General features: G+C 56.8%; 23 protein-coding genes and 1 tRNA gene. 13 read left to right on the top strand and 11 right to left on the bottom strand.

Annotation, left to right across the window (positions count from 1 at the left end; genetic code table 11):
• The first annotated feature begins 18 nt into the window (after positions 1-18).
• Both FGU71_RS03285 and FGU71_RS03280 read left to right on the top strand, forming a co-directional pair.
• Entirely contained in the window at positions 19-1059 is a 1041-nt protein-coding gene (locus FGU71_RS03285; RefSeq protein WP_142787239.1) for a mannose-1-phosphate guanylyltransferase, read from the top strand.
• On the top strand, positions 1056-1889 hold the full coding sequence (locus FGU71_RS03280; protein ID WP_142787238.1) for a class I mannose-6-phosphate isomerase: 834 nt from the start codon (positions 1056-1058) through the stop codon (positions 1887-1889). The genes FGU71_RS03285 and FGU71_RS03280 overlap by 4 nt, the downstream gene beginning before the upstream one ends.
• Here the strand turns inward: FGU71_RS03280 and FGU71_RS03275 are convergent.
• The 5 genes from FGU71_RS03275 to FGU71_RS03255 form a co-directional block, all read right to left on the bottom strand.
• Positions 1886-4438, bottom strand: a complete 2553-nt coding sequence (locus FGU71_RS03275; RefSeq protein ID WP_142787237.1) for an HWE histidine kinase domain-containing protein — start codon at positions 4436-4438, stop codon at positions 1886-1888. The genes FGU71_RS03280 and FGU71_RS03275 overlap by 4 nt on opposite strands.
• Entirely contained in the window at positions 4435-4947 is a 513-nt protein-coding gene (locus FGU71_RS03270; RefSeq protein WP_142787236.1) for a biliverdin-producing heme oxygenase, read from the bottom strand. The genes FGU71_RS03275 and FGU71_RS03270 overlap by 4 nt, the downstream gene beginning before the upstream one ends.
• 304 nt (positions 4948-5251) lie before the next feature.
• On the bottom strand, positions 5252-5548 hold the full coding sequence (locus tag FGU71_RS03265) for a polyhydroxyalkanoic acid system family protein (protein WP_142787235.1): 297 nt from the start codon (positions 5546-5548) through the stop codon (positions 5252-5254).
• A gap of 9 nt (positions 5549-5557) precedes the next feature.
• A complete protein-coding gene (locus FGU71_RS03260; RefSeq protein WP_142787234.1) occupies positions 5558-6316 on the bottom strand; it encodes a hypothetical protein in 759 nt (252 codons plus the stop codon).
• Positions 6316-7548 (bottom strand): toxic anion resistance protein, encoded by a 1233-nt coding sequence (locus FGU71_RS03255; protein WP_142787233.1) that lies wholly within the window; start codon positions 7546-7548, stop codon positions 6316-6318. The genes FGU71_RS03260 and FGU71_RS03255 overlap by 1 nt, the downstream gene beginning before the upstream one ends.
• Before the next feature lie 188 nt (positions 7549-7736).
• On the opposite strand from FGU71_RS03255, the gene FGU71_RS03250 reads away from it, so the two are divergent.
• Entirely contained in the window at positions 7737-9296 is a 1560-nt protein-coding gene (locus tag FGU71_RS03250; protein ID WP_234035619.1) for a DUF389 domain-containing protein, read from the top strand.
• 51 nt (positions 9297-9347) lie between these two features.
• Here FGU71_RS03250 and FGU71_RS03245 read toward each other — a convergent pair whose 3' ends face one another.
• Complete coding sequence (locus FGU71_RS03245; protein ID WP_142787232.1) at positions 9348-11099, bottom strand: fatty acyl-AMP ligase; 1752 nt, start codon at positions 11097-11099, stop codon at positions 9348-9350.
• A gap of 140 nt (positions 11100-11239) precedes the next feature.
• Between FGU71_RS03245 and FGU71_RS03240 the strand changes: the two genes are divergently transcribed.
• From FGU71_RS03240 to FGU71_RS03225, 4 genes are read left to right on the top strand one after another with little or no spacing between them, the layout of a single operon-like run.
• Complete coding sequence (locus tag FGU71_RS03240; protein WP_142787231.1) at positions 11240-11920, top strand: regulatory protein RecX; 681 nt, start codon at positions 11240-11242, stop codon at positions 11918-11920.
• Positions 11907-12455, top strand: coding sequence for a DUF192 domain-containing protein (locus tag FGU71_RS03235; RefSeq protein ID WP_234035618.1), 549 nt, complete (start codon positions 11907-11909; stop codon positions 12453-12455). The genes FGU71_RS03240 and FGU71_RS03235 overlap by 14 nt, the downstream gene beginning before the upstream one ends.
• 38 nt (positions 12456-12493) lie before the next feature.
• On the top strand, positions 12494-12916 hold the full coding sequence (locus FGU71_RS03230; protein ID WP_142787230.1) for an NADH:ubiquinone oxidoreductase subunit NDUFA12: 423 nt from the start codon (positions 12494-12496) through the stop codon (positions 12914-12916).
• On the top strand, positions 12898-13410 hold the full coding sequence (locus FGU71_RS03225) for a DUF2155 domain-containing protein (protein ID WP_234035617.1): 513 nt from the start codon (positions 12898-12900) through the stop codon (positions 13408-13410). The genes FGU71_RS03230 and FGU71_RS03225 overlap by 19 nt, the downstream gene beginning before the upstream one ends.
• Here the strand turns inward: FGU71_RS03225 and aat are convergent.
• Positions 13362-14078 carry a leucyl/phenylalanyl-tRNA--protein transferase gene (aat, locus tag FGU71_RS03220; RefSeq protein WP_142787228.1) on the bottom strand — a complete coding sequence of 239 codons (717 nt, stop codon included), beginning with the start codon at positions 14076-14078 and terminating at the stop codon, positions 13362-13364. The genes FGU71_RS03225 and aat overlap by 49 nt on opposite strands.
• 127 nt (positions 14079-14205) lie before the next feature.
• Here aat and FGU71_RS03215 point away from each other — a divergent pair.
• Positions 14206-14281 (top strand) — tRNA-Trp (locus tag FGU71_RS03215).
• A 74-nt stretch (positions 14282-14355) separates the two neighbouring features.
• Here FGU71_RS03215 and FGU71_RS03210 read toward each other — a convergent pair.
• Positions 14356-15894: an alanine/glycine:cation symporter family protein gene (locus FGU71_RS03210; protein ID WP_142787227.1), complete on the bottom strand. Its 1539-nt coding sequence runs from the start codon at positions 15892-15894 to the stop codon at positions 14356-14358.
• 398 nt (positions 15895-16292) lie between these two features.
• Here FGU71_RS03210 and secE point away from each other — a divergent pair, with 398 nt between their 5' ends.
• Both secE and nusG read left to right on the top strand, forming a co-directional pair.
• The gene (secE, locus tag FGU71_RS03205) at positions 16293-16502 is read left to right on the top strand and encodes a preprotein translocase subunit SecE (RefSeq protein ID WP_142787226.1); all 210 of its coding nucleotides are present in this window, start codon (positions 16293-16295) and stop codon (positions 16500-16502) included.
• A gap of 46 nt (positions 16503-16548) precedes the next feature.
• Entirely contained in the window at positions 16549-17085 is a 537-nt protein-coding gene (gene nusG, locus FGU71_RS03200; RefSeq protein ID WP_142787225.1) for a transcription termination/antitermination protein NusG, read from the top strand.
• 222 nt (positions 17086-17307) lie between these two features.
• Here nusG and FGU71_RS03190 read toward each other — a convergent pair whose 3' ends face one another.
• Positions 17308-17844: a hypothetical protein gene (locus tag FGU71_RS03190; protein ID WP_142787223.1), complete on the bottom strand. Its 537-nt coding sequence runs from the start codon at positions 17842-17844 to the stop codon at positions 17308-17310.
• A gap of 441 nt (positions 17845-18285) precedes the next feature.
• Between FGU71_RS03190 and rplK the strand changes: the two genes are divergently transcribed.
• Together rplK and rplA are read left to right on the top strand one after the other, a co-directional pair.
• A complete protein-coding gene (rplK, locus tag FGU71_RS03185) occupies positions 18286-18714 on the top strand; it encodes a 50S ribosomal protein L11 (protein WP_142787222.1) in 429 nt (142 codons plus the stop codon).
• A 4-nt stretch (positions 18715-18718) separates the two neighbouring features.
• Positions 18719-19411, top strand: coding sequence for a 50S ribosomal protein L1 (gene rplA / locus FGU71_RS03180; RefSeq protein ID WP_142787221.1), 693 nt, complete (start codon positions 18719-18721; stop codon positions 19409-19411).
• Positions 19412-19621: 210 nt separating this feature from the next.
• Here rplA and FGU71_RS03175 read toward each other — a convergent pair whose 3' ends face one another.
• Together FGU71_RS03175 and FGU71_RS03170 are read right to left on the bottom strand one after the other, a co-directional pair.
• Positions 19622-20383, bottom strand: a complete 762-nt coding sequence (locus FGU71_RS03175) for a competence/damage-inducible protein A (RefSeq protein WP_142787220.1) — start codon at positions 20381-20383, stop codon at positions 19622-19624.
• Between the two features lie 62 nt (positions 20384-20445).
• On the bottom strand, positions 20446-21963 hold the full coding sequence (locus tag FGU71_RS03170; protein ID WP_142787219.1) for a flavin-containing monooxygenase: 1518 nt from the start codon (positions 21961-21963) through the stop codon (positions 20446-20448).
• Between the two features lie 114 nt (positions 21964-22077).
• Here FGU71_RS03170 and FGU71_RS03165 point away from each other — a divergent pair, with 114 nt between their 5' ends.
• Positions 22078-24102 carry a TonB-dependent receptor plug domain-containing protein gene (locus FGU71_RS03165; RefSeq protein ID WP_142787218.1) on the top strand — a complete coding sequence of 675 codons (2025 nt, stop codon included), beginning with the start codon at positions 22078-22080 and terminating at the stop codon, positions 24100-24102.
• The last annotated feature ends 68 nt before the right edge of the window (positions 24103-24170 follow it).

Here is a 24170-nt window from a genome sequence, read left to right as displayed (position 1 = left end):
CGCGGAGCACCATCGACGATGACCATGATCCATCCAGTAATTTTGTGCGGTGGAAGCGGAACCCGGCTTTGGCCGATCAGCCGCAAAGTCAAACCGAAACCGTTCTTGCCGTTGATCGGGGAGCAAACCCTCTTCGAACAGGCAGCAGAGCGCGTGGCCGGGGATAACAGGTTTGGTTCGCCTGTCGTCGTGGCCGGGCCGCAGCATATCGATCTGATCGAAGCACAGATTGGCGGGGCGCACCGTCTTATCGTCGAGCCGTCCGCGCGCAATACGGCTCCTGCGATTGCCCTCGCAGCGGCAATGCTTCCCTCTGAAGATATTATGTTGGTCTGTCCAAGCGATCACCATATTGCGGATTCATCCGCGTTTCGGGCTGCGGCATTGGCAGCCGCTCAGCTTGCGCAGGACGACTGGCTCGTCTCCTTCGGGATTGCGCCGACCCATGCCGAAACAGGTTACGGTTATCTCCATCGCGGTGAACCGCTGACTGGAGGGTTTGAGATCGCGCGTTTCGTCGAGAAACCTGATCGTGAACGGGCCGAGGGTTATCTGGCGAGCGGAGAATACAGCTGGAATGGCGGCATATTTGCGTTCCGCGCGGGTCATCTGCTGGATGAACTGTCGCGGCATCGACCAATTATGGCGCAGCTCGTCAAACAGGCCGTAGCCGAGGGCCGCGAAGAGGGAGCGCGGTTTTATCCCGCAGCAGAGCCATTCGCCGCAATCGAAGGCGATTCAATTGACTATGCGGTAATGGAAAATACCCGGCGGGCTGCGATGGTTCCGGCCGATATGGGATGGTCTGACATCGGTAATTGGGCGGCTTTGCAAGATGCCTTGTTGGACGAAAGTGCCGGTCAAGATAGGGCCTGCGTGACAAAAGGCGATGTTGATCTTGATGGCTGTGATAGCGTTCTGGCAATCACCGATGGTCCGCGCATTTCGGCGGTCGGCGTGAAGGACCTGTGCATCGTAGTGTCAGGGGGAGACGTGCTTGTGACCACGCGCGACGGCGCTCAGCGTGTTGGCAAATTGCCCGGAGCTAAAAACCAATGAGTGCACACGTTCCGGCCCGAAAACTTCCGACCAAAATGGTATCAAAGGTTTGGGGGCGGGATTCGCTGCCATCGCCATTTGCCGCGCCAGCAGGTGAACGGATCGGCGAAATCTGGTTCGAACCTCCTCAGGAACTGCCACAAATTCTCGTCAAATACCTTTTCACCAGTGAGAAATTGTCGGTGCAGGTGCATCCCGGCGATCACAATGCGATCGACGATGAGGCGGGCAAGGAAGAATGCTGGCTGGTTCTGAATGCTGAGCCGGGAGCGACACTGGCGATCGGTTTTGACAAAGAAATTACGCCGGATCAGATGGCAGCTGCGGCGCGCGATGGTACGATTGAAAATCTGCTTACGTGGCATGAAGTAAAGGCAGGCGATATCTATTATCTGCCAGCGGGAACGGTCCATGCGATCGGGCCCGGTCTTGCTCTGGTTGAAGTGCAGCAAAGCAGCGACACGACGTTTCGTTTGTTTGATTATGGCCGGCCCCGTGAGCTTCATCTTGATCGTGCGATCGCGGTTGCAGACGGCGTGCCGTATCCCGCGCAGCATCAAGGGACAATGGCGGAACGGGGAACCACGCTGATTGACGGACCACATTTTCGGATAGACCGCATCGCTGGCATACCCGATGCAGAGACGATTGCCGTTTATCAGAATGGTTTGTTGGTTCTGCCATTGGAGGGTGAAGTCGCACCACAGCAACGCAGCGGCGACGAGGCCGATGGAGCGGTGCGCGCAGGGGAATGCCTCTACGCGGCCTCGATCGATATGCTCGATTTCAGCGACGCCGGCGTTACCATCCTGATCCGGCCTGCGCTTTAATTCAGGCTCTGCGCGCCCAGCAGGCTCTCTATTTCGCTGCGGCCATACGGCTTGCTCAATAGCGCCTCGGCACCCAATTTCTCGATTTGGTCGGCCATTTCGGCATAGCCTGTGGCCAGCACAAAACGGATGCCGCGCTGTTTGAGTTCTATGGCAACCGGCTCGCTGGATTCGATGCCAAGATTGAAATCGACGATCGCGAAATCGGGCCTGCGCTTTTTGATGGAGGCCAATGCCCCTGAAACGCTGCTTTCGATCTGCACCGATTTCACGCCAAGCCGTTTCAGGTTCTCTTCTGTATCCAGAGCGATGATCATACTGTCTTCAACGACCAGCACATGCTCCGGCAGCTTGAGCGCCTCCAGCTCGACAGTGACAGATGCACCGGTATTAATGGCGTTCGATCGCGAGTTGTTGTCGATAGTTTCGATGTATCGTTGCGGGATAGTGAAGTCGGCCTCTAACCCTGTCAGCTTGAACCGAAGATCGGCATCGCCTTTCAATTCGTAAGGAATTGACCGCTCGATGATTGTGGATCCAAATCCGCGCCGCGATGGCGGCTTAACCGGAGGCCCGCCGCTTTCGCGCCAACGTATCTCGAGATCGCCGAAAGTGTTGAAGGACAAATTCACCGCCAACGTGCCAGAGCTGTCGCAGAGACAGCCATATTTGGCGGAGTTCGTTACGAGTTCGTGCACAACCAAAGCGAGCACGGTGTAGGCTTCAGGCTTGATCAGAACATCTGATCCGCCGAGCTCGAACCGGTTTTTCTTGTCGTTAAGATACGCGCCAAGCTCAGTTTCGAACAGAGCCGAGAGCGGGGCGGGAGCCCAATTTTCCCGCGTGATATTGTCATGCGCAGACGCCAGCGCAGTAATGCGCCCGCCAATGATGGATGCAAACCCGGCGACGGTCATCGCTTCGCTTTGCGATTGTGAAACAAGGCTGCGGATCAGGTTCAGGATGTTGCGAACGCGGTGATTAAGCTCCGCGATCAACAGCTCTTGTTGTTCCTGCGCGCGTTTGCGTTCGATCGCGACTTCATCGGTCATTCGCAAAATCACTTCGAGCAAGGTGATCCGCAAGCCTTCGGCAATGCGCAGGTCGTCCTCGCTCCATTCGGCACTTTTTGCTTTGACCGTCTGGACCCACGCGGCAAAGCTGCCGCGGGGCTGCAATCGTTCTCGAGGCTCTGCGATGGCTTTGTTCGGGTCACCCGCCCAGGTAACTTTTTGCGCTTGAGGCCTGCGCCACAGGATCAGGTAATCGCGCGGGCTTCGTGAAATCGGCAATATCAATGCGCCGGCTATCAGATCGCCGAATTCGGCGGCTGCCGGGACATGAACCGATAGTTCTGATGTAGCCAAAATGCCGGTGTTGGGTATTTGGCCCAGCGGCCCCATCAATTCGGCAAATTGTTCCTGAGTTGGTGCCGCACCGCGAGTGCGATATCCGCCCGCTGCCCATACAGAAATGCCATCATGCGCGATTAGGTTGTCCAGTGTTTCCTCAATCAGAGGCAGGCTGTCCGTCAGCGATGTGCCCCCGGCCAATCGCATCATCAATTGATCGTGCAATGCGCGTCCTCGCGCGCGCAATTTTTGCGAATTATCAATCAGCAACCGGTCCAGCATCATGGAGAACATCTGGCTGAATGTTTCAGCTACCGTCCTGAGGGAATAGGCGGGCAGTCGTGGTTCATAATGGTGACAAGAAATCATGCCCCAGAGGCGGTTTTCGCGAACAATCGCGATCGCGAGGGAGGCCTTTACTCCCATATTCTGCATATATTGAACATGCATTGCCGAATGCGACCGCAGGACGCTCATCGAAAGGTCCAGCGGCTCTCCAGTGATAGATGGTGCAGGCTCGATCGGGACAGGTTCGGCATCCATATCGGCGATGATGCGCAGTTTGTTACGCCGGAACAGATCCCGCGCCTGTTGCGGAATATCGGCCTGCGGATATCGCAGGCCCAGATAAGGTTCCAGATCATCACGGCGCTCTTCGGCGATCACTTCGCCGCTTTCATCAGGGTGAAAGCGGTAGACCATCACCCTGTCATATCCGAGCATCTGTTGGACCACTTTGGCGGCGGTCTCGCATAGGCTATCGAGGTTTTTAAGCGGCTCCAGACGCGAGAGCGCTGGCCCGATCAACCCCAGATGGTCTGCGTAATCAGCATCGGCATGGCGTTCGAATTCGATGACAATGTACCCGCGGCTGACATGAACCGCGCAATCAAACAGCTTCCCGCCCCGGACCATCCGCAGCCCGAACAAGCGTTCGACCATGTCACCGGTGCCAAGGCGGCTGACCGCTGCCTGTAGTGTTTCGATCGCATTCGGCGTGAAATGATCGGCGAGGCGTGTGCCGATCTCGGGCAAGGCGGACAATTCCAGTGTTTCGGCGCAATTGGCCGATTGCTGCGCGATGACCCAATCGCTGTTTATTGCAATCAAAGCGCCAAAGTCCTGGACCGCGCTGATGTGGTGAATTGGTTCGCGGTCACATTCGGTCAGGGTGACAGGCTTGGGATGGAAATTCATACGAGAGCCGCAGGACAAGTTTGAGCCAGATCGCCAGACTCAGATGTGTTTGCGATAAAGTGATCGAATACGGCGATTGCCGCCCCTGTTGCAGAAGCAAGTGTTTTCAGACTGGCGGGCATTTCAATGTGCGGGCGCAGCTGTTTCCAAAAGGCCAGCATTCCAGGGTCACCCAAGAAAGCCGAAGGCCAATGCCTCCTGCCATTGCGCTCCAGATCTTTAAGGATCGCCCGATTGCCAAGCGATGATCCGGCCAAAACCCATGCAGCCCCCAAAGCAGACGCGTTGTCATTCGGCAGAACGTCCAGCGTGAAGGGCGAACTTACAGACGGACGCGGCATATTCAACGTGGCAAGATCGCGGGCGATCAATTGCGATTGTTCCGGCGGTCTCAGGTCGCTCGGGGCGTTTTCGCGCAGCCATGTCTCCACCGGGATACGCGCTGCATATTGCAGGGCAAGAAACCGGCCATATGCCGCAGTGGAAGTCCATCCGCTGGCCGAGCGCATGGCGCTGTCGAGTTGTTCATGCGAATCGGCGGTGGCGAATCTAAGGTTGGCCCGCAGCGACGGACCCAATTCTTCTGTTTTAGCGGTCAGGCCGATCGTCTTTATCCTTGCCGTAAATTCGGGGCATTTGAGTGTCAGATTTCGCTGTCAGCCCAAATGTCAATCATAGATGACACTCGAGCTATTCAAATGCAAGTATTTCGGCATGAATATAGGCCGCAGCGAAAGAGGCGCTATACGGTTAAACGCTTGGTAAAGCGTGATTTTGCAGAGAAATTGCCGCCGATGGCGCCACAGGCCAGATCTATTCGAGCAGCTTGCCGCCTTGCGTGCGTACCGCATGTTCAAGCGTGCCACGCAGAAATCCAAGCATTGCTGGCAGGTTCATCTCGATCACGACGTTATCGTCTTCGACTTCGACTGATCCCTTTATCCGCTGGCCTGCGGCAGTGACCGTCAAAGCCATGGTGTCCTCGCTTGGCCATGTTGTCTCGACTGTCGCCATGCCTGCCGGGAAATAGCCTGCAATCTCATGAGATCGGGCGCGCATCCGTTTGCGCACTTCTTCTTTGCCGAGGTCATGGGGAAGGTTCACACGCATTGAAATTCCTCAGCCGGTCTTGCCGGTCATGTCCTCGATCAGATCATCGCCGCCATATCGGTATTCGAGATAGCGGTCTTTGATTGCCAGATCATCCAGCGCGCCTTCGGCCATGCGCCGGGTAACCCGGTCAACCTCGCTAGATAGTTTGCCGAGGCTGTCGGTAAGGCGCTGATCGGCGGTTTTACCGGCGTGGGATTCCCCGCGAAGATGCTCGGGCACCTTGCGGTAATTGTCGATGGTTTCGGGAATATACTCCCCCACCAGCTCGCGCACTTCGCGCACGGAGGGGTGATTGGCATCGACGGTTTCCAATTGCAGCCCGAGTGAATCGAGCTGCACGCCAAGGTCTTCGACAATCTTGGCTGCCGGGGCGGGCAAGGCGGGCCGCTGCGCCTCCAGCCAAAGCTCGGTACGGGCAACCATCTGTTTGGGATCACCTTTGGTAAGCTCTTCGCGCTTCGGAATTTTGACTTTGGGAAATTGCGAGAAAAACACGGCTGCGCACATGATTGCCATGGCAACAGCCATAATACCGACAAAGCCAATGCCGTTGATGATCGTGCCGATGACAGACGCCGCAATCATGATTGCGAACACTGCGAGGCCGAAATAGCCCCCTCGTTTGATCCATGTTTTCAGCTTGACGTTGGCAGAACCCTTGCCAATCGAAGCAGCGCGCCGATGCCGCCCGCCTTCGCGGTTATCCGCCAACAAACGCTTGCCATCCGATAGCGCACGTTCTGTTTCGAGATCGAGCTGACCCATTAGCTATCGAGCGCCAGCAAAGATGGCTCGGAAGCCACTTTGGCCTGAGCTTTGGCCTGGCCCTCTGCACGGGCGATATACCCTTTCGACTTTTCAACCTCATTGGACAGCACATTCACAGTCTGTTTCATGCTGCTGAGCGCGCGAACTTTGAAGTCGTCCACTTCATCCATCGTATCGTAGATGTTCTGGAATGCGCGTTGCAGCGTTTCCAAAGGAATAGTGCTGGCGGCCGCCTGTTCATGGATCTGGCCGGTCTGTTCACGCAGCAATGTGCTGGTCGAATCAATGATATTGCTGGTCGTTTCGTTCAGCGAGGTGATTTGTTGCAGGACCAAACGCTGATTGGTCATGGCCTGCGCAACGGTGACCGCGGTGCGCAGGGCGCCAACGGTCGTGGTGCTGGCGCGGTCTACACCTTTGACCAGCTCGACATTGTTTTTCTTCACAAGGTCGAGCGCAAGATAGCCCTGAACGCTTACGGCCATCTGGGTCAGCAAATCCTGAGTCCGCTGGCGGACATAGAACAGCGCGCTTTCGCGCAGGGCTTTAGCCTTCGCCGGATCGCTCGAATCCAGCTCCAGAGCTTTCGTCTCGAGCCGTTCATCCAGAGTCTTGGCGATGTGGATCATCTGCTCCAGCTCGCCCATCGCCTCCCACAGCTTTTGACGCTCTGTGTCGATGGCGGCATTATCCAGATGGAGTTCTTTCTTGCCGCCTTCCAGCCGCTCCAGAATGGCCTGAATATGGCCCTGAGAGCTGGTGTAGCTGTCAAAATAGTTCTTCAACTTGTTGCCGAACGGGATGATGCCAAACAGCTTGCGCGGGGCCAGAAGTTTGCTTTTGCGGCCGGGATCAAGATCTTCGACCGTCCGGCGCAATTCCGCCAGATCGGTGCCGACGCTGCTGTCTGCGTCCATCGCGCGGACGGGGCGATCCAAAAACCGATTGGAATGCGCAGCCGCAGCGCGAATCTGTTCCTGACCCATACGCGTGATCTGATCGACTTTCTCGCCGAATTCCGGTGAATTGGCATCAACCGAAATCAGATCGGTTACGAAGGCATCGACCTTTGTATCCAGCTTTGATTTTTCTTCGCTTGAAACAGGAACGAGACCAGCGGCTTTTTCCGGCGCAATCTCTGGCACGGGATCGGGCGGGGTAAGCTCGAAATCGGTGGCGGTTTTGGTCGCAGTGGCGACCTTGTTCTCCGGTGCGGCTTCGGTGCTCATTCTTACGCGTTTCCTCCGTTGGCCTAGCGGCCATGTACCTCTGCAACTGTATTAGTGATCTAAAACACACCTTTCAAGGTAGCTGTTTTAGGCGCGGTGTTCCAACGAATTGCGCGGGAGCGATCTGAACGCTTTGCGTTGCGCGCGAATGTCCGTAATTAAGGGCCAAATATAAAGGGCCGAAATACGTGTCGACTGACATTCCAAATCCAAACGAGACTTTGTCCCAAGAGGAAAAAGAGGCAACCGCCGTAAGGCCGGCGCGCTCGTCTTTCGGCTCTGTAAAGTTCAGCCTGCTGCGCTGGTGGATGCGCGATGTTGTTGGCACCGTCAATCAATCCCGCGTGATCGAAAAGCGGCGCGAAGACTGTCTGCTATCCGAACGGTATTTGTTCATGACCGCGATGAGCGCGGGGATCGCTGTGCTTGGCCTCTTGCTGTCGTCACCAGCGGTTGTGATCGGCGCGATGCTTTTGTCCCCGTTGATGGGGCCGATCATGGGGCTGGGCTTTGCCTTGGCGATTGGTGATTACCTATGGCTGAAACAATCCGCGCGCAGCCTTGCCTGGGGCAGTGTGATGGGTATCGGACTAACCGCAGGGCTAGTCTACATGTCGCCGATCCAGACGATTACCCCGGAAATCGCCGCACGGACCCAGCCTAACCTGTTCGATCTGTTTGTGGCGCTTTTCTCCGCGCTTGCCGGTGCCTACGCGATGATCCGCGGGCGTGAAGGCACAATTGTGGGCGTCGCCATCGCAACTGCATTGATGCCGCCGCTAGCGGTCGTCGGGTTTGGCCTCGCGACATGGAACTGGACCGTATTTTCGGGTGCACTGCTGCTTTATGTGACCAACCTGATCACTATCGCGCTGACCGCGTGGGGCATGGCGCGCCTATACGGGTTCAAAACCACGCTTAGCGCGCGCAACACCCTGTTTCAGAATATCGCCGTCGCGGTGGTGTTTGTCGGGCTCGCTGTGCCGCTGGCCTATTCGCTGCAACAGATCGCATGGCAAACCAATGCCCAGCGGATTGTGCGCAGCGAAATTCAGGAAAGTTTCGATAAAAATTCGATTATTGATAGCCTCAATATCGAATTTGCAACCGATCCGATTGCGGTCACGGCGGCCATGCTTACCCCCAGAATCGAGACTGATGCCGAGGTTGAGATTGAACGCGCGCTCGAAGATCGGCTTTCGCGGCCTATTGAATTGACCCTTACGCAATATCAGGTTGCAACCGGCGCTACAGCTGCGGAGCAGGCGCAGCTATCGGCGGCCCGCGCCAGTGAAGAAGCGGTCGCGGTCGAACGCGCAGATGACCTTGCAAAGCGATTGGCGCTGGTTGCGGGCGTCGATATCGAAGATGTCACGGTCGACAGGAGCCGCAGGCGGGCAACAGTGCGCTCAGAACGTCTCGATGGCGCATCGCTTGCCGCTTATCGCACGCTCGAAATGCGGATTGCCGCGACTGAGCCGGAATGGACGATTGAGCTGTTGCCGCCAGCTGTCGCGCTCGATCTGGAGATCCCGTTTGGCGATGATGGACCCACAGTCGAAGGCACCCGTGCGCTGAGTGTGGTCCAATGGGCATCATCGCGTGTCGATTTGCCGATCCAACTGGTCGGTAATGCCGCCGATGCAGCCGCAGCGGCCGAGATCCTTGGCACCCGGGGGGTTGATGTGTCGGTAGTGCGCAATGGCAGCGGCCGGGTGCGCGCAGAATGGGCCCAGCCCCGCGATTAAGCAGCGTCGGCCAGCAGGCGCGCCTATCCGTGTTGACGGAATAAAGGCGCGTTAAGCGGCCAGCTCCAGAGGGACGATTTCGCCCGATAGATACAGCTTTTTCGCTTTGGCTCGGCTGAGCTTGCCGGAACTTGTGCGGGGCAGAGTGCGCGGCGGTACCAGTTCGACCACGCAGCTCATACCGGTCACAGAGCGGACTTTGTCAGCGATCTGCTCACGCAGTTTGACGCGTTCTTCAGGATCGGAAACGCGGCAATGGACAAGCACTGCGGGGGCTTCCTCGCCGCCTTCGGTTTCAACCGAAAATGCCGCGATATCGCCGTGGTTAAAGCCGGGCAATTGCTCCACAGCCCACTCAATATCCTGCGGCCAATGGTTTTTGCCATTGATGATGATCATATCTTTGGCGCGCCCGACAATGAACAGATATCCATCGGCAAGATAACCCATGTCGCCTGTGTCCAGCCATGCCCCATGTCCGTCTTTGTCAGGGACAAGACATTCGTTGGTCGCTTCCTCGTTGCGGAAATAGGAATGCATCACGCTTGGTCCGTGGCACCAGACTTTGCCGATCTGATGGTCACCGCGTACGTCGCCGTTTTCGCCGCGAATCTCGACCTTCATATCAGGCAGCGCTTTTCCGCAATTCACAATCGCGCGGTAACGTGCGGGGCGGGTGAGATCACGCGGAGTGCCCGAAAGGCGCTCTTCTTCGACAAGTTCGACGCGGATGCCTTCGCCCGGCGGCATCACAGTCACGCCCAGCACTGCTTCTGCAAGACCATAGGAAGGTGTGAACGATGCGGCTTTAAAACCGGCTTCGGAAAATGCGTTCACAAAATTCTGCATGACATCGGGGCGGATCATATCCGCGCCATTGCCCGCAATCCGCCAGCGCGACAGATCGAACCGTTCCGCCACATTGGACTGGCTGGAAATGCGCCGCGCGCAGATGTCATAACCAAAGGTTGGCGAATAAGAGAGCGTGTTGCCGGCATTGCGGCTGATCATATCGAGCCATGCCAGCGGCCGGCGCGCAAAGGCATCGGGCTTTAGCAGGTCGACCGACACCTGATTGGCGATCAGCGACAGGAAACACCCAACCAGGCCCATGTCGTGATACCACGGCAGCCAGCTGACCGCGCGGTCATTCTCGCCCACATGCATGCTTGTCGAATGGCCGTACAGATTGTGCAGCAACGCCTTGTGCGTCACAGCAACACCGGTTGGGAAACGGGTCGAGCCGGAAGAATATTGCAGGTAGCAAATCTCTTCAGGTGATGAATCGTGCAGATCGCATTCGGGCGCCTCGCGCTGGGCAAACGTATCCCAGTCTTCCCCCGCGCAGCCCTGACGATCAGCGGCGGCCGCCGCCATTTCGCCGATTTCCGGCGGGTAAAGCAGGATTACCGGATCGGAGCTTTGCAGCTGGATCGCCAATTGATCGATATAATTGTCTTTACCGCCAAAGGTTGTGGGCAAAGGCAGCGGAACTGGCCAGGCTCCGGTGTAAATGCAGGCACAAAAAAGAGCGGCAAATTCGGCGGACGTTTCCGCAATCAGTGCAACACGATCTTGCGGCTTGATCCCGGCTGCGATCAGACGGCGGGCCATGACCCGCGCATCGCCGCGCATTTCGGAATACGGATACACCCGCTCCAATTGTCCACGCATATCGTGAAAATTGAGGCCTTTTTTACTCCGGGCGGCGTAATCGATTGCTTCATTGAATGTCGCGAATTGCGCCCGTAACCGGGGCAATTCGCAATCATTCGGCGTCGGCTTCAATGCGGCGTCGGTCATTTTTATAGCGATACCCGTTATTTGCAGCGCAGCGAAGTGCGCCCTATCATGTACCTCACGTTTCAGGCTCCCATCCCAAAACGGTCCCTCTCTCTTCCATTTGATAAGGACTGTGGCACGAATAAGGCGAAAAAGTCGCATTGAATAGGTTTTCGTCATCAAACAGTAGCAAAAAAGCGGCGTCCGAGCGCGGATCGCCGGTCCAGCGTGATGGCGAACGCAAGCGTGCGAAGCGCAAACCTCTTGATGAAACCGGGCTGCGCGATCTTGCCCTGTCCTATGCTGCGCGGTTCGCGACAACTGGCGCGAAAGTAGAGGCCTATCTGGCACGGAAAATCCGCGAACGCGGCATTGCCGAAGATGCCGATGGGCGGACTTTGGATGTCGACATACCCTCGCTGGTCTCGCGCCTGATCGAGCTGGGATATGTTAACGATGATGCCTATGCGCGGATGAAATCGCGCGATCTGACCGCGCGCGGATATGGTGCAAGGCGGGTCGAACAGGCTTTATGGGCGGCAGGCGTTGATGAGGCGGTGCGGCGAGACCATTCTCCGACGGAAGCCGCCGCACGAGAAGCAGTCGCTTCGCTGGCTAAAAAACGACGCTTTGGCCCGTACTCTAAGGCGCTGCAAACCGATGATGATGAATCGTCAACTCTCGTAAACTACCAAAAGCAGCAAGAGAAACAGGTTGCCGCAATGCTGCGCGCGGGCCACAATATGCAGCATATTCGCTTCATTATGGATATATCGAACATTGCCGACATAGAGCAATGGATAGAAGAGGCGATTGAGGAACAGAGACATGATGACGTTTGATCCAATGCCATTCCATGCCGGCCTATGCCTGCGTCTTGCGCCACTCGCACTGCTTATGGCCGGATGCACACCTGTTGGCGCGGCTGAAGATCCTCCCGCTGTTTCTGATGGCCAAGAATCAAATGAACGCCACCCGATTTCCGGCCTCGAAATTATCGATGTGACTGTGGTCAGCGGCGAGACGCGCCATACATTCAAGACGGAATTGGCCGATACCGGCGAAGCGCAGACGCGCGGATTGATGTTCCGGACAGAGCTTGCCGATGACGAGGCGATGATTTTTCCGTCTTACGTCCCGCAAACCCGCAGTTTCTGGATGCGGAACACGCCGATCTCGCTGGATATCATCTTTATTGGCACGGATGATCGCATCACCAACATAGCCGAACGGACAGAACCGTATTCGCTTGATTCGCTACCGTCCGATGGCCTTGCCTCTGCCGTGTTCGAAATTCGGGGCGGCCTGTCGGAGGAACTGGGCATTGAGCCCGGTGATGCGGTTGAGTACACCTTGCCGGAAAATCCCGCTGAATAATCTTGGCGCTGGGCCTCATTTCCGCTAATCGGCGCGTCATGGGAATCTTTGGAAAAATCTTCACTTGGTGGGACGGTGCCACGCTGGGCACAACGTGGTGGGCGATGCGCGCTGGCGGTGAGCACGTCGGAACCGATGCCGAGGGCAATAAATATTACCGCAAAGCTGCCAAAGCTAGCGGCCCATCGACCGGGTCATACACGCAGAATGAAAAACGCTGGGTGATTTACAACGGCCCCAATGATGCGAGCCGTGTGCCTTCGGAATGGCATGGCTGGCTCCATGGTGCGTTTGATGATGTGCCGGAAAGCCATCTTCCGCCAGCCAAAATCTGGGAAGTCGATTACACGCCCAATGCCACTGGCACGGCGCAGGCTTATCGTCCGCAAGGCGCGCTGGAACGCGGCGGGAAACGGGCTGCGGCCGTCGGCGATTACGAGGCATGGTCGCCCGAGGGGTGACCGAAGCGGTGATGCGGCCTTTTGCTTCAGTTGCGCTTGCCGCTTTGATGGTCGCTGCGTGCAGCGGAGAGGCTGATGCTCCTGAGACCGTTGAAGTTCCGATTGGTGAAGCGGCGCCAGCCGAAAGCGCCGGGGCAGAGGACATACCCGTTGCCACTGATGGAGCGACGCCCAACGAAGAACGCGTCGCCACGCTCGGCCTGCTGAACAAACGCAACAATCTGAGCGAAGATATTGAGATCAAACCGGGCGAAACGCGCGAAATCGGGCCGGTGAGAATCACCTTGGCCAGCTGTGAGCGCACCGCCGCGTGGGAAATGCCGCAGGAAACCGGCGCGTTCGTTCAGGTCGATATTATCGATCGCGGACAAAGCGAACATGCCCGCGTTTTTTCCGGCTGGTTATTCAAGGAATCGCCCAGCCTGAATGTGGTCGAGCACCCGATCTACGATGTCTGGGTCAAAGACTGCGCGATGAGCTGGCCGGGCGAATAATCGCCGGTCGCGGCCTGCGCCAGCACACGGGCATGAGCCTGCGGCAAGGTCAGAGCAGTTTTCCCGTTCGCTTTGGCGACCAGTTTTAGATATTCGCTCTGCGGCAGCTCCTCTGCGCCCATCGAGGCCAGGTGATCGGTCATAAACTGACAATCGAGCAGCTTGAAACCGGCGATGCGCATCAGGGCCACGAGCCAGCACAGTGCGACTTTGCTGGCATTATCGGCGCGGCTGAACATGCTTTCGCCGCAAAACACCGAATCGAACGAAACACCATACAGCCCGCCGACAAGCTTTGGCGTTTCGCTGATATTATCGGCCTGCCAGCATTCCAGTGAATGCGCATGTCCGGCACGGTGCAGCTCGGTATAGGAGCGCACGATACGGTCGCTGATCCAGCTTTCCGGATGGCCGGGGCGCGGCGCAGCGCAGGCATGGACGACCTCTTCGAACGCCTGATTAATTGTGATCGTAAAACGCTCTGAACGCAGCACTTTACGGAGCGATTTCGACACACGCAGACCGTCTAGCGGGATGATTGCGCGGTCGCGCGGTTCAACCCAGAAAACATCCTGATCCTCACGCGTGTCCGCCATCGGGAAAATCCCGCTGCGATAGGCCAGCAAAAGCGTCTCTATGGGTATCAGGTTGCGAACGGGCGAATGCATGATTGTCCGCCTTTAGCAGCCAGATCGCCCCGCGCGCCAGAGTGCACGCGACGGGACGTTTTCCGTATCAGGCAGCGATCATGTATTGCCTATGGCGCGTACCCCCGCTATTGCGCGCGGCTCCTGCAGGGGCGTAGCTCAGTTGGTAGAGCGTCGGTCTCCAAAACCGAAGGTCCAGAGTTCGAGTCTCTGTGCCCCTGCCATTTTCTTCAGATCCAACAAAAAAGCCGACTTGCATGAAGCAAGCCGGCCATTTTGCGTGTGCTGATCGAACCGATCAATATTCGTTCGGCTCTTCGGGTGTGTCTGCGATGTGGGTCGGCCCTGCATCTTTCTGGCCCTGCGCCAGTTTGAACACCACGCCCGACAGCAGCAGCAATGCGAGCAGGTTTGGCAGTGCCATGGCGGCATTGGCGATATCGCCCATGCGCCACACCAATGTCAGATCCAGCGTCGAGCCGAGATAGATCACCACGCACCAAAGAACGCGCCAGATCATGTGGAGGATTTTTTCACCGCCGCGTGTCGAGCCCGGCACGCGGTCGTAAATGAACGTGATCGCCCGCTCGCCATAATAGCTCCACGTCAGCAGAGTGGTGAACACGAACAGGATCAATGCGATCGAGGCGATCAGCGTGCCGACCGGCACACCGATAACTTCGAATGGGAACGCTGCAGCAAATGCGCCGCTGGTCATTGCGAAGCCTTCAAGGTCGGAATTCCACGCATGTTCAACGGCCTGCCCGCCTGCCGTGAAATCGCCCTGTACCGTGAGCATAACCAGCGCCGTCATGGTGCAGATCACGATCGTATCGATGAAGGTGCCGAGCATCGCCATGCGGCCCTGTGCCTGCGGGTCACTGGTCTGAGCTACAGCGTGGGCGATCGGGGTGGAGCCTTGACCTGCCTCGTTTGAGAACAGCCCGCGTGCCACACCGGCGCGGATCGCTAACATAATCGCCGCACCGGCAAAGCCGCCTGTGGCTGCTTGCGGATTGAATGCGCCATCGAAAATCAGCACAAATGTCGCCGGCAGATCGCCAAAGTTCAAAGCGAGCGCGAGGATCGCCATGACAATGTAGGCGCCTGCCATGAACGGAATGATCTTCTCCGCCACGCTACCGATCGACTTGATGCCGCCAATAATCACGATGAAGACAAGAACCGCTGTGATAGCGCCGCCGATCCATTCCTCGATGCCGAACAGTTCATTCATGCCGTCTGCAATAGCGTTGGCCTGAATCGAGTTACCGGTGACAAGCGCGGAGAACAGCGTACCGATACAAAAAACAATAGCGAGCCATGTCCATTTCTTGCCAAGGCCCATCATGATGTAAGTCATCGGACCGCCGCGATAGACACCGTCAGAGGTTTTTTCACGGTAACGAATGGCCAATGAGCCCTCGGCAAAAGCCAGCGCCATGCCAACCAGTGCGGTGATCCACATCCAGAAAATCGCGCCGGGTCCGCCGAGCGCAATCGCGGTCGCAACCCCTGCTAGATTACCCGTGCCGACCTGCCCAGAAAGCGCGGTGGAGAGCGCTGCGAACGGAGAAATCTCACCGTCGCCTTCGCCTTTACGGCTGGAGAACAATCCCTTGAACGCGCTGCCCAGCTTGACGATGGGATAGAACCGCAGGCCGAACATGATGTACATGCCGATGCCCAGCAGGATCAGCGTCATTGGCGGGATTGGTTGTTCGCCGATGGATAACCACGGAAGGGCTTCGCCATTCCATGTACCGCCCCAGATAAAGTCCGAAACATTCGTAATCGGCGCGATCCATGCTTCCGCGCCCGATGGTGCTGCAGCCATTGCGGCTTTCCCCTTTTGCGTCCCCGAATTTCAGGTGGCCCGGATGGACCGTTCGTAAGCGGCGCACGCTAGTAGGGCGGCACAAGCATGGCTAGTATTTTATCGAAGCGTTTCCCCGGTCGCGCAGAGGCCGCAAGGGCGACTGCCCCTCCGCAGCGACGCGATCTTTGATCGCATGAGCGAGGAGATCGCGCGCCGAATGGCGTGCGCAAAACAAAAACTCAGCGAACATTGCAGCGCTTGCTTTTGACGGACCTCGCGCCTATTGGCTTTTGTGTCTTTCCGACATCGCGAAATCATTGAGCCCCTCCCGGACCTTGTCCGGGGCGGCCCAGAGACCTACCTAAAAGCGTGTCGCCGGATGACAGAACGTAATTTTGAAGGACAAGGCTCCAACCATGGCCGAAGATAAAAAGCGCAAGACATCGCCTGCCGAATTTGTGAATCAGGTTCGCACGGAAACAAGCAAGGTGGTCTGGCCTACCCGCGAAGAGACGATCCGTACGTCGATTTTCGTGTTCATCTTCATGGTGATTCTGTCGCTGTTTTTCTTCGGCATTGACAGTCTGTTCAATGCTATCGTCAAATTCCTGCTGACCCTCGCCTGATCGAGCGCCAAGCACTTTCACGCATTTCGACTTTCAAGGATAATCCATGGCCCGCTGGTACATCATCCACGCTTATTCCGGTTTTGAAAACAAGGTGAAAGAGGCGATTCTGTCCGAGGCAGATCGACTTGGCCTGTCCGAAGGTGTGGAGGAAGTGGAAGTTCCAACCGAAACCATCACCGAGATTAAGCGCGGCAAGAAAGTTCAGGTCGAACGGAAGTTTATGCCGGGCTATGTGCTCGCCAAACTGAACATGACCGATGATGTGTATCACCTGGTCAAAAACACACCGAAGGTCACCGGCTTCCTTGGTTCGGGCAACAAACCCCAACCGATCAGCGAAAAAGAAGCCGCGCGCTATTTCGGCGGTGTCGAAGAAGCCAAGGCCGCACCGAAGAAAGACATCACCGTCGATTACGAAATCGGCGATCAGGTGAAAGTGCTCGACGGGCCATTCGCCAGCTTCAACGGTGTCGTCGAGGAACTCGATTTCGACAAAGCCAAGGTCAAGGTTTCGGTTTCGATCTTTGGCCGCGCCACACCGGTTGAGCTTGATTTCGAACAGGTTGAACTGGTCAAGTGATGCGGTTGGGGCGCTCGTGAAAACGCGCCCCGGCATCTGCAATCGCAAAAAACGGTTTGAAACGCGCGAAGCGGCAGAAGACGTCGCCGCCCGCGCGCCATTTACGCTTCGCGCTTACAAATGCGAGCTCTGCCGCAAATATCATCTCACAAGTCGGACCAAGGGCATGAAGACGCCGCGTTCCATGCTTTTGTGATGCAGCGCCGATGTGTCGATCAAGGGTCAGATTGGCAGTTTCAGTCGCGCGAGGATCTGCTTCACATCTTTGCTTTCAAGCCCATCGTCTCGAAAGCACGATAGCGCTGCGGCGTCCCTCACAGCGTCTGAAACGCCGATGTGCCTTAGCCTTTGGGTATACAGCGCCAGATGAGCCCGGTGCACCGTCGAATTGAGAGACACGAGCCGCGGCTCGAAGCACTTTTTGAATTCACCCACAGACATAGTGCCAATCTCAAAATAGAAGGTGTCGTGCCGGCTCATATGATGGGAGCCCCGCCAGATCATGACCCCCATTTGGCCGCTCCCACCCATCATCGCGGCGTCAGCTTGGTCGTATACCCGCTCGCTTTCGTAATTGTCCCTGATCCCGCGTCCGTAATCTTCTGTTCCTCTTTTGAAGGCAAACTCGATCTTCTCCATCTTTAGCCAACGCAGGTTAGCCCCCATGGCTTCGTCCTCTGCAGAGGGGCCTCCAGAGACGAAGTTATCGATGACATTCTGGGCGGAGAGCTTTGAACCTTGCTTTTCGTGGTCATCCAAATACCTTTCCAGGTCCTCAAATGTCGCGCCTCTCTGACGAAAAACGGCCTCTAGTTCCGCAAATCTATTCTCGAACCATTCAGGCCTGTTGGCTGGCGACAACATTTTCTGCCAAACCCGGCCTTCGGCCGTTCCCCAGTTCTTTGCGCTGCTTATCGTCGACGCGCGCGGTCCGGTCGTAGGTCGCCCAAAAGGTGGCTTCTGCAGGTGTTCTCAGCTTTCTACCAATCGCGCATTCGCGCATTTGCGCATTCGGGTCCAAAGCCGAAAGGCGGATTGCTCCCGAATCGCTTGCTTTCAGCGGGCAAATCGCTATGTGCGCTGCTTCTCGTCACATCGTCGGGAACCCGCGCGGGAGGTTGGCTATTTGGTCAACCGCTTGACCGCTCAACATGACCCCGCTTCGAAAGAGGAGGGGAACAGTGCGAAAGGAGGCCATTCATGGCCAAGAAAATCGAAGGCTATATCAAGCTGCAAGTGCCCGCGGGCACTGCCAACCCGTCGCCGCCAATCGGCCCGGCGCTGGGCCAGCGCGGCGTCAACATCATGGAATTCTGTAAGGCGTTCAACGCCGCAACACAGGACCTTGAAAAGAACGCCCCTATCCCGACCACGATCACCGTTTACGCGGACCGTTCGTTCACTTTCACCACCAAAACGCCGCCTGCGAGCTTCCTGATCAAGAAAGCTGCCAAGCTGAAATCAGGTTCTGGCGAGCCGGGCAAAGTCGTCGCTGGCTCTGTCACACAGGCGCAAGTGAAGGAAATCGCTGAGGCCAAAATGAAGGACCTCAACGCAAACGACATCGATCAGGCCATGAAGATCATCGAAGGCTCCGTGCGTTCGATGGGCCTCGAAGTGAAGGGCTGAACCAATGGCGAAACAAACCAAAAAGCAAAAAGTCGTCGCCGAGCTGGACAGTGAAAAACTGTACACGATCGACGAAGCAATCTCGACCCTGCGCACCCACAAAGCGAAATTTGACGAAACCGTCGAAGTCGCGATGAACCTGGGTGTTGATCCGCGTCACGCAGATCAGATGGTCCGCGGTATGGTCTCGCTGCCTTCGGGTACCGGCAAAGACGTCAAAGTCGCCGTGTTCGCCAAAGGCGACAACGCTGACAAGGCGATTGCTGCGGGCGCTGATAAAGTCGGCGCCGAAGACCTGATGGAAGACATGCAGGCAGGCAACCTCGACTATGACCGCGTGATCGCCACGCCGGACATGATGGGTGTGGTCGGTCGTCTCGGTAAAGTACTCGGCCCGAAAGGCCTGATGCCAAACCCGAAACTGGGTACCGTTACTCCGAACGTGGAACAGGCCGTTAAGGACGCCAAGGGCGGTCAGGTTGAATTCCGCGTTGAGAAGATGGGCATCATCCATTCCGGGATCGGCAAACTGTCATTCTCCGACGATGCTCTCAAGGCGAACTTCGAAGCGATCACGCAAGCGATTGTCAAAGCGAAGCCATCGGGTTCCAAGGGCAAATATGTGCGGAAGGTCTCCGTGACCTCGACCATGGGTCCAGGCCTCAAGATCGACATCGCAGATATCGAAGGCGCATAACGCTTTTTTACTGCAATCAGATTCGTAAAAAAGGGGCTGGAGGCTAACGCTTTCAGCCCCTTTTTCTTGCCCAATGGAACATCTGTCCAGTGATCAGGCCAAGGCTAACAATATGGGTCAGGGCCGCGTACGCCGATATCACCGGCTGACGCGCGGCATCGCAAGCTTCCCATAAAGCGCGGTTAGTCCAATCGGGCGGGGCAGGCCGCCTCAAATGCCGCCGGGCGTAAAGTCCCAGCCATTCTCGCCAAGGCCTTCGCACAAAGTATCGAAGCAGCTTTGCAGCGCCTCCCGGTCGGTTGACCGGATTACGAAATTCGAACCGACTTTGCCTTCGCGAAAGAAGGGATAGGAGCCGATTTGGCAATTTTCGTGGGCTTGCTCGACTTCGCGCAACAGATGGGCGACTTCGCTTTCGGGGATGAACCCGCCCACAGTCTCTGAAATCAGCGGCGCTCCGCCTTCCAGTTCGCCTGTTAACGCATCCAGCATCCCAGCGGTGATGTGCGGAACACCCGCCATCAGGAATACATTGCCGCGCCTGATGCCGGGCGCACCGGATTTGCGGTTGGGAATTAGGTCAGACCCTTCCGGCGCTCTCGCCATGCGAAGCCGTCCTTCATTCACGCCGCCTTTATCGGCGTAATACCGTTCAAGCAGCGCGCGCGCTTCGGGGTGGATAATAACAGGCACTCCCAACGCTTTTGCCACCGCGTCCACGGTGATGTCATCATGCGTCGGACCGATCCCGCCGGTCGTAAAAAGATAATCGTTCGCCGCGCGCAGCGCATTGACGGCTTCAACGATGCGATCTTCGATATCGGCGACCACGCGTACTTCTGTCAGGCGGATGCCTTGCACCTGAAGCCAACTGGCGATTTGCGCGATGTTTTTGTCATGGGTGCGGCCGGACAGGATCTCGTCACCAATGATGACGAGGCCTGCGGTCCAGATTTTATCGGAAGAGGTCATGAAACGGGGTCTAATCTAAGCCCGCGCCGATGACTACACCTACTACACCTGAAAGCGGCGAATTACTCCGCTGCTTCCAATTGCTCCCCTGTATCTTTCGTTCCTGTTGCGCGCGCATCAGCGCGCGAGAATGTGAGCCAGCCATCAAGCAGCGGGTCATCCGCCATCCGTTTGCGATCAATCACGTATTCCTGATTAAGCCGCCACGGATATTCGATGGAATTGCGCGGCATAATGTTTTTGCCGCGCTGGATATAGCCACTGGAGAAGTCGAAGATATCGTCTTCTTCAATCGCGGCTTCATCTGTTGGCGTCAGTACAGGGGTTGCGAGGTCCGTCCCGGTTGCGCGCATGTGATTGAGCACCCGGCAGACGTAATCGGAATTGATATCAGCCCGCAAAGTCCAGCTGGCGTTAAGATACCCGAACACAACGGCAAGGTTGGGCAAGTTGGAGAACATGCAGCCTTTGTAATAGAACCGGTCAGAAAATTTCACCGCTTCGCCGTTATGGCTGATCGCGATCTTGCCAGCGACGGCCAGTTTTAATCCAGTCGCTGTGATGACAATGTCGGCTTCCAGAAAATCGCCTGATTTCAGGCGCACGCCGCCTTTTTCAAACTTTTCGATATGGCCGGTAACGATGTCGGCTTTGCCGGCTTTCATCGCTTTGAACAGATCATCGTCAGGCACCAGGCATACGCGCTGATCCCACGGGTCATAAGGCGGGGTGAAAGTCTCGCGGTCGAAATCGGGCCCCAATGCTTTTTCGATATTCTTATGCAGAGTGTCTTTCATTTTCTGCGGCTTGTTTCGCGCGAGTTTGAAACTGAAATCCTGCATCTTGATATTCTTCCACCGGGTCAGCCGGTAGGCGAGTTTTTCAGGCAGCACTTTGCGCAAGGTGTTGGCGACCCAATCTTTCGCCGGGCGGGCAAACATCCATGTCGGTGTTCGTTGCAGCATCGTAACTTTGGCGGCCTTTTTCGCCATGGATGGGACGATGGTAACCGCAGTTGCGCCCGATCCGATCACAACGACTTTCTTGCCAGCATAATCCAGGTCTTCCGGCCAGAATTGTGGGTGAACGACTTGGCCATCGAACTCGCCGAAATCAAAACCGGGATCATAGGCCTCGTCGTAATCGTAATAGCCCGATCCGAGATACAGGAAATTCGCGGTCAAACGGGTTGTCGATCCGTCGTTTAGCTCCATCTCCACATGCCAGCGCGCTTCATCGTCGCGGAAATCGGCGGAAACAACCTTGTGGCCATATCGAATGTGCTGACGAATTCCGCGTTCATCGACAATCTGGTTGAGGTAATCCATAATCGCAGGCGCATCAGCAATCGTCTTTTCGTGCCGCCACGGTTCAAAATCGAATCCCAGCGTGTGCATGTCGCTGTCTGACCGGATGCCGGGATATTTGAACAAATCCCAAGTCCCGCCAAGATTATCGCGCCGCTCAACAATCGCATAGGAATGGTTCGGCGATTTCATTTCCATATGCGCCGCCATGCCGATGCCGGATATTCCGGCTCCAACGATCAGAACATCGAAATCAGGGGCGGTTGCAAGCATCAGGTTTCTCTCTTCCCATTTGAGCCGCAATGTAATCACACAAACCGATGAAAAGCGAGTCTTGATGGCAATTTGCAACTGACTTTGCAGCGCTGGTCGGTTAAGCGCCGCGGCATGACCTATACCCGCCGTTTCTCCGCCTCAGTTTTTGCTCTGTCGCTTTCTGTGCCGCTTGCCGCGCAAGACGAAACAGCCGCTGAAACCCCAGAAGACGAAATTGTCGTCACAGGTGAAGGGCTGCGTCAAGCGCCCTCGATCGGCGCCTATTCCGTGACGGAAATTGACCGTGAAGCGATTGTTTCCAGCGGTTCAGGCCGTCTTGAAGATGTACTGGAAAACGTCGCAGGTTTTCAGCAATTCCGGCGTTCGGACAGCCGCTCAGCCAATCCCAGCGCGCAAGGGGCCACTCTGCGCGCCTGGGGCGGCAATGCGACGAGCAGAGCGCTTGTCTTGCTCGATGGCGTTCCGATCAGCGATCCGTTCTTCGGCTATATCCCCTTCAATTCCGTCGCACCTGAAACGCTTGGAAATATCCGGGTTACGCGCGGCGGTGGGGCCGGCCCGTTCGGCGCCGGCGCATTGGCCGGGACGATTGAACTGGAAAGCGCCGACGCACGAACGCTAGGCCCTATATCGGCCAGCTTGCTCGCCAACGACCGCGAAGAGACAGAGGCCAGCGCCGCATTGGCAAGTAAACTGGGCGCTGGATTTGCCGTCGTCAGCGGGCGCTGGGACAGGGGGCAAGGGTTCTTCACCACTCCTGAAAGCGAGCGCGTACCGGCCACAGCCCGCGCCGCTTTTGAGAACTGGCAAGTCGGCCTGCGCGCCGCCGCGCCGCTTACCAGTGACATTGAATTGCAGGCGCGCGGCAATGTGTTTGAAGACACCCGAACGCTTCGGTTCGAAGGGGCGGATTCAAAGATCGAGGGTCAGGATGCTAGCCTGCGTCTGGTGAGACGCGGCGATTGGGAATTCGATGCGCTGGCCTATGTGCAGGCGCGAAATTTCTCGAACGTGATCATCAGTTCCACACGCTTTGTCAAAGTCCTCGATCAACGAAACACGCCCTCTACCGGGCTGGGCGGCAAGATCGAGGTGCGTCCACCTATCAGCGAGGCGCATACTTTGCGCATCGGGGTCGATTATCGTCAATCCGATGGCGAATTGCAGGAAGAAGCATTCAGCGCCTTTACCGGCAATCTCCGCGAACGCCGGCGTGCGGGCGGCACGAACAGCAATCTGGGTCTATTTGTCGAGGATGACTGGCAGATCGGACCGCTTTTGCTAACCGGCGGTTTGCGTGCCAATTACACCAGCATCGACAATGGTTTCTTTCGCGCGCTGGACGCGAATAACGTGCTTGTCAGCGAAACGATCGCACCTGATCGCAGCGATTGGGCGATGAGCTGGCGCGCGGGCGCTTTATTCTACGCCACGCGCAGGCTGGATATCAGAGCGGCCGCTTATACCGGGCTGCGTCTGCCGACCCTTAACGAACTTTACCGTCCATTTGTGGTCTTTCCCATTGTGACCCAAGCCAACGCCGCGCTGGAGAATGAGCGGCTCGAAGGGTTCGAGATCGGCATGACATGGCAACCGGTGGATCCGATTGTGCTATCGGTCACTGCATTCGATAACCGCGTGGAGAACGCGATAGCCAATGTCACATTGACGCCAACACTTCGCCAACGTCAAAACCTGCCGGCGATTGACGCGCAGGGCGTGGAGGCATCGCTGGCGATGAAATTTGGCGAGGTCAGCTTTGACGGATCACTGGCCTATACCGATGCCACGATTGATGGCGACGGCGGCTCCATCGCGCTTGATGGTAATCGCCCGCCGCAAACTCCAGACTTCGCCGCATCCGCCACATTGGCATGGCAGCCTTCGCCCGGTTGGCGGCTGGCCGGAACAGTGCGGCATGTCAGCGGTCAGTTCGAAGACGATCAGGAAACGGCTATCTTGCCTGCTGTAACTACCGTGGATCTGTTTGCTGAGGCGCCTTTGGTGGACCAATTTAGTCTGATCGTTCGTGGGGAGAACCTTTTCGATGAAGACATTGTTACGCGCAATTCGGGTGGGGCGATCGATTTGGGCGCGCCGCGCACGGTGTGGTTCGGGCTTCGCTACGGCTTTTAAAAAGCGCGGTGCAGCCGCCGCCGCCTCCCGATCGGTCAGCAATATAGTTGCCGAAAAATTGCACCATT

The organism is Erythrobacter insulae (assembly GCF_007004095.1).
GTDB lineage: Bacteria > Pseudomonadota > Alphaproteobacteria > Sphingomonadales > Sphingomonadaceae > Erythrobacter > Erythrobacter insulae.
Note: the sequence above shows the minus strand (reverse complement) of the source record. Positions and strands in the feature narration are given on the sequence as shown.